Source organism: Psychrobacter sp. M17(2026) (assembly GCF_055699815.1).
Genome location: NZ_CM146741.1, coordinates 128,092 through 143,151, shown reverse-complemented (window position 1 = coordinate 143,151; position 15,060 = coordinate 128,092). Strand labels below are relative to the sequence as shown.

12 protein-coding genes and 1 riboswitch are annotated in these 15,060 nt (G+C 43.0%); of the genes, 6 read left to right on the top strand and 6 right to left on the bottom strand.

Annotation, left to right across the window (positions count from 1 at the left end):
• Positions 1 to 62: 62 nt before the first annotated feature.
• Together hemC and ACR63T_RS00610 are read right to left on the bottom strand one after the other, a co-directional pair.
• The gene (gene hemC, locus ACR63T_RS00615) at positions 63 to 1,085 is read right to left on the bottom strand and encodes a hydroxymethylbilane synthase (protein WP_472784428.1); all 1,023 of its coding nucleotides are present in this window, start codon (positions 1,083 to 1,085) and stop codon (positions 63 to 65) included.
• A 191-nt stretch (positions 1,086 to 1,276) separates the two neighbouring features.
• Entirely contained in the window at positions 1,277 to 2,014 is a 738-nt protein-coding gene (locus ACR63T_RS00610) for a LytR/AlgR family response regulator transcription factor (RefSeq protein WP_472784427.1), read from the bottom strand.
• A gap of 875 nt (positions 2,015 to 2,889) precedes the next feature.
• On the opposite strand from ACR63T_RS00610, the gene argH reads away from it, so the two are divergent.
• The 3 genes from argH (at position 2,890) to thiC (ending at position 7,218) form a co-directional block, all read left to right on the top strand.
• On the top strand, positions 2,890 to 4,263 hold the full coding sequence (argH, locus tag ACR63T_RS00605) for an argininosuccinate lyase (RefSeq protein WP_472785204.1): 1,374 nt from the start codon (positions 2,890 to 2,892) through the stop codon (positions 4,261 to 4,263).
• 130 nt (positions 4,264 to 4,393) lie between these two features.
• Positions 4,394 to 4,687, top strand: a complete 294-nt coding sequence (locus ACR63T_RS00600) for an oxidative damage protection protein (RefSeq protein ID WP_201570925.1) — start codon at positions 4,394 to 4,396, stop codon at positions 4,685 to 4,687.
• 211 nt (positions 4,688 to 4,898) lie between these two features.
• Positions 4,899 to 5,018: riboswitch (TPP riboswitch) on the top strand.
• Between the two features lie 250 nt (positions 5,019 to 5,268).
• Positions 5,269 to 7,218, top strand: a complete 1,950-nt coding sequence (gene thiC / locus ACR63T_RS00595; RefSeq protein WP_472784426.1) for a phosphomethylpyrimidine synthase ThiC — start codon at positions 5,269 to 5,271, stop codon at positions 7,216 to 7,218.
• 78 nt (positions 7,219 to 7,296) lie between these two features.
• Here the strand turns inward: thiC and ACR63T_RS00590 are convergent, their stop codons facing one another.
• The 3 genes from ACR63T_RS00590 to ACR63T_RS00580 form a co-directional block, all read right to left on the bottom strand.
• On the bottom strand, positions 7,297 to 7,833 hold the full coding sequence (locus tag ACR63T_RS00590) for a hypothetical protein (RefSeq protein ID WP_472784425.1): 537 nt from the start codon (positions 7,831 to 7,833) through the stop codon (positions 7,297 to 7,299).
• Between the two features lie 107 nt (positions 7,834 to 7,940).
• Positions 7,941 to 8,843, bottom strand: a complete 903-nt coding sequence (locus tag ACR63T_RS00585) for a fructose bisphosphate aldolase (RefSeq protein WP_201570919.1) — start codon at positions 8,841 to 8,843, stop codon at positions 7,941 to 7,943.
• A 306-nt stretch (positions 8,844 to 9,149) separates the two neighbouring features.
• Positions 9,150 to 10,022, bottom strand: a complete 873-nt coding sequence (locus ACR63T_RS00580) for an EamA/RhaT family transporter (protein WP_305899305.1) — start codon at positions 10,020 to 10,022, stop codon at positions 9,150 to 9,152.
• A gap of 403 nt (positions 10,023 to 10,425) precedes the next feature.
• Between ACR63T_RS00580 and ACR63T_RS00575 the strand changes: the two genes are divergently transcribed.
• The 3 genes from ACR63T_RS00575 to ACR63T_RS00565 are packed head-to-tail and all read left to right on the top strand — an operon-like array spanning position 10,426 to position 13,984.
• A complete protein-coding gene (locus ACR63T_RS00575) occupies positions 10,426 to 12,342 on the top strand; it encodes an ABC transporter ATP-binding protein (protein ID WP_472784424.1) in 1,917 nt (638 codons plus the stop codon).
• Positions 12,343 to 12,378: 36 nt separating this feature from the next.
• On the top strand, positions 12,379 to 13,296 hold the full coding sequence (locus tag ACR63T_RS00570) for an alpha/beta fold hydrolase (protein ID WP_472784423.1): 918 nt from the start codon (positions 12,379 to 12,381) through the stop codon (positions 13,294 to 13,296).
• A gap of 40 nt (positions 13,297 to 13,336) precedes the next feature.
• Complete coding sequence (locus tag ACR63T_RS00565) at positions 13,337 to 13,984, top strand: alpha-ketoglutarate-dependent dioxygenase AlkB family protein (protein ID WP_472784422.1); 648 nt, start codon at positions 13,337 to 13,339, stop codon at positions 13,982 to 13,984.
• A 46-nt stretch (positions 13,985 to 14,030) separates the two neighbouring features.
• Here ACR63T_RS00565 and ACR63T_RS00560 read toward each other — a convergent pair whose 3' ends face one another.
• A complete protein-coding gene (locus tag ACR63T_RS00560) occupies positions 14,031 to 14,939 on the bottom strand; it encodes an EcsC family protein (RefSeq protein WP_472784421.1) in 909 nt (302 codons plus the stop codon).
• Positions 14,940 to 15,060 lie beyond the last annotated feature (121 nt).

The window sequence follows — 15,060 nt, the reverse complement described above, 5'->3', positions numbered from 1 at the left end:
ACAGATATTATTTATAAAAGTATCACCACTCAAAACGCTGCACAAGTCATCAAGATTAGGCTCTATTCATCAGCTTGATAAATCGCTGCTAGAATAGTGCCAGCACCATTGTCTAATAATAGCGTCGCGACATCGATGCCTAATTGATTGGCCTGCGCCTCTTTGTCACTTTGACGGCCTGATAAGGTAATGCGTTTTTCAAACTTTAACAGCTGGCTACCGTCCTCAGTGCCCACTCGTCCACGCAGCCATAAGCTATTGCCACTATCATTATTACCATGGGCGTCATTGTTAGCATTACTGTCATTTTGGAGCACTGCAAAAGCGGCGATAGGAACTTGGCAGCCCCCTTGCAGGTGTCGATTCAGAGCACGTTCAGCAATCAGACGAATGCGTGCTTTGTCGTCATTTAAAGGCGCTAATAACTGTAAAATCTGCGTGTCATCTGCGCGGCACTCTATCGCAAGCGCCCCTTGACCAACCGCTGGCAGGCAAGTATCAATATCCAATTCACTACGAATACGTGCGTCCAGCTCTATGCGCTGCAAGCCACTAGTCGCCAAAATGATAGCATCGTATTCGCCAGCGTCAAGCTTGCCTAAACGCGTACCTACATTACCACGTAAGGTTTTGATCTGCAGATCAGGGCGATACGCTTTTATCTGGCATTGACGACGTAGGCTTGCCGTACCGACCACTGCACCTTGTGGCAACTCGTCGATAGTAGAATAAGTGTCAGAGACAAAAGCATCCGTTGGGGACGCACGTTTGCAGTATACGCCTAGCATAAGACCCTCAGGCAGCTGCATCGGTACATCTTTTAGCGAATGCACGGCGATATCTGCCTCTCTTGAAAACAGCGCTTGCTCAAGCTCTTTGACAAATAACCCTTTACCGCCAATTTTTGCCAAGGGTGTGTCCAAAATTTTGTCACCCTTAGTGACAATTTTTAGTAAATTGATAGTCATTTCAGGATAAAGTGCCAATAATCGGTCACGAATATGCTCAGCTTGCCATAGAGCCAATGGGCTTTGACGAGTAGCAATATTTAGGGTAGTTAGCGCTAATGGTGAATTGGTACTCATTATAGACCTCAGTAGAATAAATGCTATTTATCATAAAAGTAGACTAGTGATAAAACAACAAGCAAATAGTTATCAAGTTTGGCCATGTAAAGACAAACAAGGACGCAAAAAAACACCCCTATTTAACCATAAATAAGGGCTGGATGATATGAATGACTATGGCAATCGCTTGATAAAGCGTATGCTCTAAACTACATACTTTGGATTTTCTCTCTTAACGCCGGCAGGTGGCGACGACTTACCGCTAGATTCTCCTCAATGCCTTTAAAGCGGACTTGATACTGTCCTGTATCGATCGTTTCTAAAAAATCCAAAAAGCTTAGATTAATAATAGCATTGCGATGAACGCGAAACAGGCGCTCACCAAACTCTTGCTCAAGCTCTTTCAAGGTGTCATCTATGAGCACAATACCGTCTTTGTGCCGAACTTTGACATACTTTTGATCTGCCGTAAAATAATAAATATCTTGTAGCTTAATGAGCTCAACGCCTCGATGAGTGCGCGCGGCGATATGCTCACGAATAGGACGTGCCGTAGGGTCTTCAAGCTTACGCATCTCATTGAGCTGTGCGGCATTTAGATTTTTGGCGTTACGGAGCGCTTCTAGCAGCTCATCCCTATTAGCAGGTTTTAATAAATAACCGATAGCATGAGATTTAAAAGCGGCGATAGCATAGTGATCATAAGCAGTCACAAATATAATAGCTGGCGGATGTTGCAGCTCATTCAATATCTGAGCGCACCGCACACCATCCATCTCAGGCATACGGATATCTAATAAGATGACATCAGGTTGCTGCTCTTTTACAGCCATGATCGCTTCTGCACCTGTTTTTGCTTGTGCAATCACGTGGTGCCCTGAATCTTGTACGATTCTGACCAAACGTTCACGAGCCAAAGGCTCATCGTCACAAACTACAATCCTCATTTACACTCCCCGATAGCTACCCACTCTACTAAAAACTAAAAAATTATACTATAAACACATTGGTGAAAACTATTTCAAATTCTTGTTCACGTTATATCCATATTTATATAATTATTTATAACATATAGACGCCTAGTAAACAGTAATGACAACAATAACACTTATCTTGTAGCTTCAAATAAATACAGACAAATACTTAAAGCTATTAACTATACCTATAATCACTATAAAAACATTCTAATGATTTATAGTCTAAACGTTCTGCATAAACATCGTTTGATATGAGTAATACAGCAAGATATATACCAAAAAAGACGAATGTAATCATTTTTGATAAAATAAAACCTTAAATTCCAACATCTTGCAAAGAATAATCAATAACAGTAACGACTTGTCGACTGGTTACTTCACTTTTTATAAAAGAATTTTCGCCAAAATAAGCTCTTAGGCGTTCAGTTTGAGTGTTGAAGTCCATATAATCGATAATAAAGAGCGCTGGTAGTATAGCAATTATATTTTGTACAGTATGGCTAAGATAAAAAATAATAAAATCTGTCTAAGTTGCCAATTCATGGCGGCTCATCACGGTGATGAACAGCGACCAAAAGCAGATATACAGCAGCCATTGGCAAACGCTCATCACTTTCATAAGTTTTGGAATAAAAACTCTAGACGCCCAACTAGTAAGGCCACCTCATCATTTGCTATACTTAACTCCTTATTCTTCTGACTTGTCTTGTACCGATATGAACGCTAACTCTTCAAACCCTAGTAGCTCCGTAAATTTTGAGCAAAATAACAGCTCACTTGCATCCGATTCTAGCACAGATGCTTCTAACACCAACACGGTTGAGCAAAGCCGTCAAGGACAGCAAATGTGGGGTGGGCGCTTTAGCGAGGCTACCGATAGCTTCGTTGCCGCTTTTACCGCCTCCGTTGGTTTTGATCAACGCTTTGCTCGCCACGATATCGAAGGCTCTATTGCCCACGCTACGATGCTTGGTGAATGCGACATTCTCACCAAAAGTGAAGTGGCGACTATTATTGATGGTCTAGAGCAAGTACTGAGCGAAATTGAGCTGGGCGAGTTTGACTGGTCAATCGCGCTTGAAGATGTGCACATGAACGTCGAATCGCGCTTAACCGATATCATCGGTGCCGTCGGCAAAAAGCTACACACAGGTCGTAGTCGTAACGATCAAGTGGCTACTGACATTCGTCTTTGGTTACGGGAAGAAGTCGATAATATTATAGCCCTATTGGTTCGTTTGCAGAGCGGCTTGCTCAATCTCGCTGAGCAGCATACGGATACGATTATGCCAGGCTTTACCCATTTGCAGACCGCGCAGCCTGTCAGCTTTGGTCATCATGTGATGGCATGGTTTGAGATGCTCTATCGTGATACTGAGCGCCTAGTTGACGCCCGTCGTCGTATCAATCAGTTACCACTTGGTAGTGCTGCTCTTGCAGGGACAACTTTTCCAATTGACCGCACTATCACTGCTGAATTGTTAGGTTTTGAAGGTATCTGCCAAAACTCTTTAGACGCGGTATCAGATCGTGATTTTGCGATTGAATTTACTTCCGCCGCCTCTATTCTAATGATGCATCTGTCACGCATGAGCGAAGAGATTATCCTATGGATGTCCGCACAATTTAACTTTGTGCAGATACCTGATCGCTTTTGTACCGGCTCATCAATCATGCCGCAAAAGAAAAATCCTGATGTGCCAGAATTAGTACGCGGCAAAGCGGCTCGGGTATTTGGACAGCTAATGACGCTCCTTAGCCTCATGAAAAGCCAGCCACTCGCCTATAACAAAGACAACCAAGAAGACAAAGAGCCACTATTTGATTGTGTTGATACCCTAACAGGCTCGCTATTAGCTTTTGCCGATATGCTGCCAAATATCACGCCCAATAAAGAAAATATGCGCGCTGCAACCATGAAAGGCTATGCGACGGCGACCGATTTGGCGGATTACTTGGTCCGTAATGGTGTGGCATTTCGTGATGCTCATGAGGTAGTCGGTAATGCCGTCGCTTTAGGTATCAAGGAGGGCGTTGATTTAAGTGATTTGTCCTTAGCGCAGTTACAACAATTTAGTGACGCCATTGGCGATGATGTGTTCGAGTATTTAACTTTAGAAGGTTCCTTGGCTGCCCGTGATCACTTAGGTGGCACCGCTCCAAATCAAGTTAAGCAAGCGGTTGCTCGTGGTCGCACTCGTTTAGAAGCTTTTGCTTAGATTTACTTTTTATCTCGTTTAGCAAAAAACACCCGCTATTGTCGCGGGTGTTTTTTATGGATGAATGCGTTAAGATAAGGCAATCAATTATTTATACCTACTAGGCATACTCATAAAAAAGGATAACCCCATGACCGAAACTTTTAATCCACAAGCCAATACTGTATTTTGCCGTAAATATCAGCAAGATTTACCTAAGATGGCGCATCCTCCTTTTCCCAATAAAAAAGGTCAAGAGCTACAAGAAACAGTTTCGGATAAAGCATGGAAAGAATGGCTTGAGCAACAAACGATGTTGATTAATGAAAACCATCTCAGCATGCTAGATCCTGAAGCTAAAAAGTTCTTAACCGATCAGCGTGATAAATTTTTGGATAACGAAGATTACGAGCGCGCACAGGGTTGGACGCCTGAAAGCAAGTAAATTAAAACTAAGTAAATAGTCTAACAACTCATCTTTTACAACGTTGCTTAGCAGACTTTTTTAACTAGATCTAATATGACAAAGATTTGTAGCGATGATGACTTTGCATAAAGCAAAAAATGACATTGTATGAAAAGTGACATTATCTATATAAATAAATAGCATTAGCGCTTAGGGCAAAATTTTGTTAGTATCAAGACGATTTACAACACTGACAGACTCGGGGTGCGGTGTAGGTGGCTATTCAAATAGTCATCGTACATTCGCTGAGAGATCACCCGCCGAACCTGATGCGGTTAGTACCGACGCAGGGAAGTCTTAAGCACTTTGTTATTGAGAAGTAAAGGATATGCAGAAATGCCTTTTTATTACCGGTGTATGTTTAGTACAGCTTACGTTTTGCTAAACAATAACGTCTAATAAAAAGTTGCGTCCAAAGTATTATTAATAGAGCTTATGACTATTTTGCTTAGTGATAAACTCTATTAATCCACTGACATTTACTTTGATAACTTATGCTTGCCCCGCAGCTACTGGCGGTGTTGCCTTACCCTTAGACAACACAATCGCTAGGACAGCATATGACTACTGCAACGATTCATCCAACACCTGACAGCCACTCATCTACACACTCTGAGCCGACATTATATAAACCTGCTAACTCGCCTGTCACAAACTCAAGCAAAGCGGATAAAAAGAGCGACGCGCTAAAAACCCCTGCTCATCGTAGTGCCACCGATGCTCGTTTTGAAGAAGATGCTCGCGACCTGCATCGTATCTTGCCCGCCTCTCATAAAGTCTATATCGAAGGCACGCGTCCTGATATTCAAGTGCCCATGCGCAAAATTAGCCTTGACCCTACTCCAGTACAAGGTACTCCTGAGAACGAGTGGGAGCCAAATCCAGCATTTTATGTCTACGATACTTCTGGCGTCTATACTGATCCCAACATTCAGATTGATCTAACCAAAGGCTTGCCAAAATTGCGCGAAGGCTGGATAGCTGAGCGCGGCGATACTGAACAGCTAGATGGCTTGTCCAGCTCATATGGTCTAGCGCGTGCGCGTGATATCAGCACCGCCAATCTAAGATTCGCTCATATTGATAAACCGCGTCGTGCCAAAGATGTCGCTGGTAAAGCAGGCAACGTCACGCAAATGTACTATGCGCGCCGTGGCATCATTACTCCAGAAATGGAATACATCGCCATCCGCGAAACCCAAAAGCAACACGAGCTGACCGATATGCGCCAACATGATGGGGAGAGCTTTGGCGCGAACACTCCTACTGTCATCACTCCTGAATTTGTGCGCTCAGAGGTAGCAGCAGGACGCGCAATCATTCCTAATAATATCAACCACCCTGAATCTGAGCCCATGATCATCGGTCGTAACTTTTTGGTTAAGATCAACGCCAATATCGGTAACTCAGCGCTCGGCTCTTCTATTGATGAAGAAGTCTCTAAAATGACGTGGGCGACACGTTGGGGCGCTGATACCATCATGGACTTATCAACGGGTAACCATATTCATGAGACTCGTGAGTGGCTAATTCGCAACTCACCGGTACCGATTGGTACGGTTCCTATTTATCAGGCACTAGAAAAAGTCGATGGTGTCGCTGAAGATTTAACGTGGGAGATATTCCGCGATACGCTGATAGAGCAGGCGGAACAAGGCGTGGATTATTTTACTATTCATGCAGGCGTATTACTTGAGTACGTGCCGCTAACGGCTGGACGCTTAACGGGTATCGTCTCACGCGGTGGCTCTATCATGGCGCAGTGGTGCCTTGCGCATCAACAGCAGAACTTTTTGTATACGCATTTTGCTGATATTTGCGAGATTATGAAGCAGTATGATGTGGCGTTTAGCTTAGGCGATGGCCTGCGCCCTGGCTGCTTGCAAGATGCCAACGATGAAGCACAATTTGGTGAGCTGCGTACCCTTGGAGAGGTAACCAAAATCGCTTGGGAGCACGATGTACAAGTAATGGTTGAAGGCCCAGGTCATGTGGCGATGAACCGCATTAAAGAGAATATGGACTTGCAGCTTGAGCTGTGTAATGACGCGCCTTTTTACACGTTAGGGCCATTAACGACCGATATCGCACCTGGGTACGATCATATTACGAGTGCTATTGGCGCGGCGATGATTGGCTGGTTTGGTACCGCGATGCTATGTTACGTCACGCCAAAAGAGCATCTGGGCCTGCCGAATAAAAAGGATGTCAAAGATGGCATTATCACTTATAAAATCGCCGCCCATGCTGCTGATCTGGCTAAAGGTCATCCGGGTGCACAGGCGCGTGATAACGCCTTATCCAAAGCCCGTTTTGAATTCCGCTGGGACGATCAATTTAATCTAGCCCTTGATCCTGATACGGCACGTGAATTTCATGATGAGACGTTGCCTAAAGACGCACACAAGACCGCTCACTTTTGCTCGATGTGTGGCCCGAAATTTTGCTCAATGAAAATCACCCAAAATGTACGGGAATATGCAAAGGGTTTGGAGAATAAAGGGGTTTAAAAACTGCCTGATTATTCTCACAAAAAAGCCTAGCGCTATTAATAGTTGCTAGGCTTTTTAGTTAATTTTTTATTGAAGTTACGAAGACTCTATAATTACAGGGATTGCTTGACGTAGGTAGTTATCCCAGAATTGTTCCCGATTGGGTACATTTTGAATATTCTGCAAGAATCCTAAGCATTCATCAGCAGATAGTTTAAGATCAACACCGCGCAAGAGTCCAATAACCCCACTAATCATATTCAAAGTGTCTATTTGTTGAGCGTTCAAGAGACCTGCATCATCATTTAAGCTAACCTCCCTCCAAAGTTCTTTCGTTATCTCTAAACTTTTAGTTAGTTTAGGGTTATTTTCGAAAATTTCTTCTCCAGTGATAATCATTTCATGACTCAAATCTGGAGCATTTTTTTCGCAACTATTAATAAAAGCATTAATGGTAAAATACATAAAGTTAGCTTGTAGTAACTCGTAATCAATGGTCGCTAAGTCAATACTTGCAAGCTCTCTAGTAAATGGATTGGATATTGGCTCATGGACACTGGCATTAAGTGTGCAAGGAATATATAGAGATGTTACTAAAGCTACTTTAATGAGCTTAGAGTTGATAGAGAGCATAGTTCACCTTGACGAGTAACAGCAAAAAACTCATGTATAGCATTAAAAAATCTCAGTAAGCAACAAGCCCGCTGAGATCATAAACCAACCCTACAAGACTCTAAATTCTAAACCTTTGACGCCTCATAAATCTCATTGATCGAAGTATCAATCGTATCAGCAAACTCTTTATCGCTTTGCTGTTTACTTAAACCCTCAGTAAAGGCGCGTGAGAAGCTAGCAATCATGCCAGGGTTTTGCTTAAGCTTATCGCATGCATCAGTACGGCTATAGCCACCTGATAATGCCACAACTTTTAGCACTTTTGGATGATCGATCAACTCTTGATAGAATCCCGCCTCTTCAGGCAAAGTCAATTTCAGCATAACTTGCTTATCATCTGCCAAACGATCTAAATTGTGCAATAGATTGGTTTTGAGTAGTAGCTCGCAATCGTGCTTTTTCGCGCTATTGATGTCTACTTCTGGCTCAACGATTGGCATGAGACCTTTAGAGATGATTTGCTTAGCGACGTCGAACTGTTGCTGTACGACTAGCTCAATACCATCGACATTGGGCTCATAAATAACCGAGCGCATCTTCGTACCAAATACTGGATATCTATTTGCTTTGTCCAGTAGCGCATCCAGATCAGGCATTGGACGCATCACTTGTACGCCGCTCATCTGTTCTGCTAAACCTTTATCCACCTTTAAAAAGGGTACGATATTTTTATCTTCCCATAGATAGTTGGCGGTGGGCTTGCCTTCAACCTCGCGATCCATCGTATCTTCAAATAGTATAGCGCCCAAGACACGTTCATTATCAAAGCAATCGCAGGTCATAATACGCGAGCGCATAGCATGTACTTGATCAAACATTGCCTCGTCATTGTCATAGTCATCACTGGTGACGCCATAATTCTCCAAGGCCTTAGGGGTACTGCCGCCACTTTGATCGAGTGCGGCGATAAATCCTGAGCCCTCTTTGACACGTTGGAGCTGTTTGTTGTATTGTTCTTGATTTTCCATTACTTGTATATCCTATTATTATGATAAAAATAAATCGATAAAACAGTGTTAATAACAGATATTTATCGGTTGCAAATTACCTTAGCATATGACGTGCAAGCTGCCTATAGCCAATCCGTTAAAAAGTACGCTAAGCTAAAAATTAGCTCAGGTTCGCCATATAATTAGGGTCTATTGAACTTAAAAGCGCTATAGCGTGACTGGTATCTATTTTTAGCAGCCCCTGTCAGCGTAGACACAGCAAGCAATAAAAATTTATACCAGTTACGCGGCACAATAATACGCATCTGTTTTATCTATTATTAACTACGCCAAAAATAGCACCGCCACACAGCTGATTGCTAATACTATACCCAACATATTGATTCGATTAAGATGCTCTTTGAACACCCCAACACCGATGAGTGTTGCGACTGTGATAACCCCAACGTTCATACCTGTGAATACGATGCTTGGCGACTCAGAGAGCACTTGATGCGCGCGCACATAAGCGTAAATATTACCCATATTCAGCGCACCTAGTAGCAATCCAGCGGCTAAGGCTTTGCCCTGCCAGCGTACTCGAGTGATAAGTAAATATATAAACAGCAGTAAGCCTGCCAGCCCAAAGCTGACAAATAAAGTCAGTGGAAAGGCCGCGCCTTGTTTAGCGACTTGCTTAAATAATATATCGATAGTGCCGTAGCCTATCCATACGCCAAATAGCCACAGTGGGGTATACAGTGCGTGTTTACTAACGGTAGTATTGTCATGAGTATTAGCCATCGTTTGCGTTGGTCGATATACCAAAGCGCCAAGCGCTAACACACCTAGCAGCAAGCCAAAGATACGTGTGCCAGTCAACACTTCGCCAAATAAGAGAAAAGCGGCGATAATCGGAATAATCAGTGATAAACGCTGAGCGGCGTCGGTGGCGACCATACCTACCGCTTCAATCGCTCGACCCAAGATCATAAACACTAGGGGCAACAAGATACCCAAGGCAATAATAATCAGCCAAGCGCCACCTAAACCATCTATAGCGCTCACTTCAGGCTTTAATAAAAATAGGGTCAATAAAAACGCCACAGGATAACCAGCAACGATAGTTTGACGAATATCTATATCGCGTTGGCGTAGCACCTTTAACAGTACCGAGACGGCAACACTACAAAGCACCGCGAGCGTTAAATACAGCATAATTATTTACCTTTTGAGCCTTAAATATATGGACGGTTGCTGTTATAGAGCTAAGATTTTATATCGCGATAATGATTGCTATAAGATACAGTGGTCAGGTCATCAAAAACCATAGAATGTAACAATATATGTCATTAATATCAATACCTATATTTTCCTAATACTATTTTATTCTTAACTCCTTATAAACATTTGATATAGCGTCCATTGCTCAAGCAATAATCAAGCAGATAACAGGTTTATTCCTATACGCTATAAATTACAATTACCCTGCAAGGCAGATAGCTAGATTTTGCTAAAATAGAGCGCTGTTTTATTTTTTAAATTTATGTAAATCTTAGCGTCGAGTAAGCTCTGCCAGCGCTTATCTTGACGTATTGTTACTGATATATTGTTATTGCCTATGAATGCTCTATTTCGCTTTTTTGAAACACGCCTATCTGCCTTTCCCGATACTCCAATGCCACTGCCCTCACCTCGTGATGGGTTGATGAAGTTTTTGTGGGCCTGTACTAAAGGTCTGCGCGGTTGGTTGCTGCTATTTATGATCTTGTCAGCAGGTATTGGCATCTATGAGGCGATGCTATTTGCTTGGATTGGCAATATCGTCGATTGGCTAGGTATCTATACTCCGCAAAACTTGTGGAGTGAAAAAGGCGATATCTTGCTGTTAATGCTGGCGGTGATGCTAGTAAGTCCATTCTGGATTGCCTTATCCTCATTTATCCATTTTCAGACGCTCCAAGGTGTGTTTCCAATGCAGATGCGCTGGCGATTTCACCAGCGCATGCTGAGTCAATCGATGCAGTTCTATCAAGATGAGTTCTCTGGACGAGTATCTGCCAAGGTCATGCAGACTGCACTTGCCGTGCGCGATACAGTGATGACTGTCGCTGATATGTTTATGTACGTCACTGTTTACTTTATTACGACTGGCGTCATTTTGTTTAATTTAGACAGTCTGCTGCTGATACCTTTTATCATTTGGTTTGTGCTAGTTAGTCTGTGCATGTGGTATTTCATTCCAAAGCTTAAAGTAACCGCCATCGTCCAAGCGGATGCGCGAGCGCTAATGGTTGGACGCATTACTGATGCCTACGCTAATATTATGACCGTCAAGCTATTCAGTCATTCACGCCGCGAGCTAGGTTATGCCAAAAATGCTATGGGGCAGTTTTTAGGGACGGTGCATGCGCAGATGCGTTGGGTGAGCTATCTTGAGGTCTCCACTCATCTAATCAGTGTAATATTAGTTAGTAGTACTGCTGGCATCGGCTTATATCTATGGCAACAAGGTGCTGTTGGGGTCGGTGCTATTGCTGCTGCGACCGCGATGGCACTGCGGCTCAATGGCCTGACTCGCTGGATTATGTGGCAGACTGCTAGTCTCTTTGAGAGTATCGGTACGGTACAAGATGGTATGCGCACCCTATCAGCGCCGCAAACTATTGTAGACAAATCAAATGCGCCAAAATTAAAAGTGACCCAAGGGCGTATCATTTTTGATCATGTCGACTTTGGCTACGAAGGTAATAAAGACCTTGATGTTGAAGGCGCGCGTATTGACGAAATCCCGACAATGGAAACAACCGCTATAAGCTCAAGAGTAAAGCTGCTAGATGACTTTTATTTAGATATTAAAGCAGGAGAAAAGATTGGCTTAGTCGGACGCTCAGGAGCGGGTAAATCGACTCTGGTAAATCTGCTATTGCGCTTCTTCGATGTCGATAGTGGCAAAATCTTAATCGATGACCAAGCGATTGATCAGGTCACACAAGAGTCGCTACGTCAACAAATCGGTATGGTCACCCAAGATACTTCCTTATTGCATCGTACGGTACGTGAAAACATCGCTTATGGCCGCCCTAATGCAAGCGATGAAGAAATCATTACCGCCGCCAAGCAAGCGCAGGCTTGGGAGTTTGTCAAAGACTTGTATGATGATAAAGGCAATACAGGTCTCGATACCCAAGTTGGCGAGCGTGGCGTCAAGCTCTCAGGCGGTCAGCGCCAACGTATAGCCATCTCCCGAGTTATGCTCAAAAACGCGCCAGTACTACTGTTAGATGAAGCCACTAGTGCCTTAGATTCTGAGATTGAGTTCGCTATCACCGAGAGCTTGAATGACATTATGGAAGGCAAAACCGTCATTGCAATCGCCCATCGCCTCTCGACTATCGCCGCTCTTGATCGTTTGGTGGTGATGGATCAAGGTCGTATTATTGAGCAAGGCAGTCATGATGAGCTATTAGAATTAAATGGTGTCTATGCTAGACTTTGGCATCGTCAAAGTGGCGACTTTTTGGGTGAATTGGAATAGTAAACCATAAGTAATACATGACAAGGAAGTGCTCGCATGATCGAAGATTTTGCAAAAAGTATTACTCTTGATAATAAACGCGCTCGCTATTATGAGCTTAGCGAATTAAATAGCTCGGTCAATAAAGAGACTGACGATAAAAATTGCGAACGAGTCAAAGCACACTTTTATGGTGGTAATGGCTTCACTGTAGGTAATTATCAGCCTTTATTGATTGAGCTTGCTGCTGGTTTTGAGCTAAGCTCGCTTGCAATGCGTGGCTATTGGCATGATAAGCCGACCGCCCAAGTATTAACCCGTGAGCAAGACGCTGATATGCTGATTAAGTTTTTGGAGCAGACGCAAGATGCTCCTATCATCGCTATCGGTCATTCGCAAGGCGCGACGGCGACAGCTATCGCAGCGGCCAAACGTCCTGACTTATTCTCACAGCTATACTTGATTGAGCCTGTCACCTTTACCAAGTCACAAGCGATTCTATATAAGTTAATTCCTCGCGCTATCAAGTTAAAGCGTCAACCTTTTAAAAGCGCTTTAGAAAAACAGACGATTTGGTCAAGCGTAGATGAACTCTATGAGAGCTTACGAGCAAATAAAGCGTATCGCCGTGTCTCTGATGAGCATCTGTATCTATTCGCCAAAGAGAGCCTAGTAAAACAAAGCGATGGTAGCTATACCTTTATATTTAGCCCAGAGCAAGAGATTGCCAATTATTTTGGTATTCCCTATATCGATGGCGCTCTAAAGAAACTTAAAAAGATGAATCTTTCCTATCAGCTCATTGTTGGTAAACCAACTATTTTTATCAGCGATAAAGTCCGTAATAATTGGCGTAAGTTTGTGCCAGCCAGTCAGCTCACTACCCTGCCCGAAAATGGTCATCTATTACCGATAGAAGCACCGAAAGTATGCGCGGATACTATTTTGGCTTTACATAAGGCTGCCAATAGTTGAGATATAAGAAATTGTAAGAAAGTGATAGTGAGTAAGCACAATGAACGATCTTTTTATCCCTAAATCTACTGATAATCTCTTGCCCTATAATGGCGTGGTAAATGATTTGGGTATAGTCATTGATGAAGCTACTGAGCTTTATGAGCAATTGGCCACTGATCTACCTTGGCAAGCAGATACGGTCACTTTATTTGGTAAGACACATATCACTACTCGTCAGATGGTTTGGATGGGTGACAAGGGCTTAAGCTATACCTACTCTGGGCATGCGCGCAAAGCTATCGATTGGACACCATCCGTATTACAAATTAAAAAACAGGTTGAAGCAAAATTAGCAACTATCGGTATCAAAGTTGAATTTAATACTTGCCTGCTTAATTTTTATCCTACAGGCACAGATGGCATGGGTTATCACGCGGATGATGAAAAAGAATTAGGCGAGCAGCCGATCATTGCCGCACTGTCTTTAGGTGCTACGCGCAAGTTTGTTTTTAAACATAAAAAACTTAAGCATAAAAATAACAGACATCAAGAAAAGCCCGTCAAAGTCGAGCTTTATCTTGAGTCAGGTCAGTTAATTGTCATGCACGGTGATACTCAGCAGTATTGGAAACATACCATTACTAAGACTAAAACCGTGCACGCGGGACGAATCAGTTTAACTTTTCGGCGGATGCTAACTGCCTAAGCTTGATATCTAATTAGGTTTGCTACCCACTTGAACTTTTACTACCTTACCTGTTTTTTCGATTCAAAAAACGCTGACGGTAGCACTGATATGCAGCCTCACAGACGCTTGCTGTGTAGCTAGCATTGACGCCACCTGCGACCACTGCACCTACCGCTGGTACTATCTGTGCCGCTTTAGTTTTGACCAAATTAGTCGCGACTTTTGTTGCGGTTTGACGTAATACCCGTGACATGACCTCTTCATTGATTTGATTGAGCGCCAAAGTTTCAGGGTCTTTGCCGTCGCTCTTCAAAGAATCATTTTTCGATTTATCACTATTTACTAAGCTAAAAGTATCATCCAGCGCGGCTTGTCGCTCATCACCTGAAGTAGACGTTGCTAACCCTAATAGCGACATCGCAAATACTTGCTCGTGCTTGGCAGTCATATCAAAACCGTAATAAGTCGCATATTCACTAATAGCACGCAGGTTGGCAGTAATTAAGCCGACCACATCGGCAGGAATGCCTGCCCAGCCGACTATGCCCGTTGTCACCCCTTGTGCGCTAGTCAAGGCAACATATTTGCTCTTAAATAATTTGACTTGGTTATCGGCGACTGCAATAGGTAGATTTTGAATATCTATGAGCTTCTTTATATCTGTACCATCGCTATCTGAGTCATTACGATAGGCTTCGATAGTATCTTGCACATCTATCGTCCAGTTAGCCGCGTCACTCAAGCTCACTATAGTTTTTTCAGTTGCTTGCTTAAGGGTATCACCTAGCTGCGGTACATTCATCAGCGCCTCGCCTGCCTTTTCAATAGGCATAGCCAAAGCAGCAAGAGTCTTATCTAAAATACTACTGTCAGGATACATCCAATCTTCTATTTCTTGACGAGCTTTGGCAATATAAGCCTCATTATCGAGTGTTTGCTCATTAATTTCATTATTAGCATTATTAACATCCATATTAGTTTCTCCAATATCCTATAAGTTAAAAGAATAAAAACAGCTCGCTCTATACTTGCTATCTTTAAAACTATAACAGTATGCTAAATTACCTTTTGTAAGAAAGTTCGTTAATGGGTAT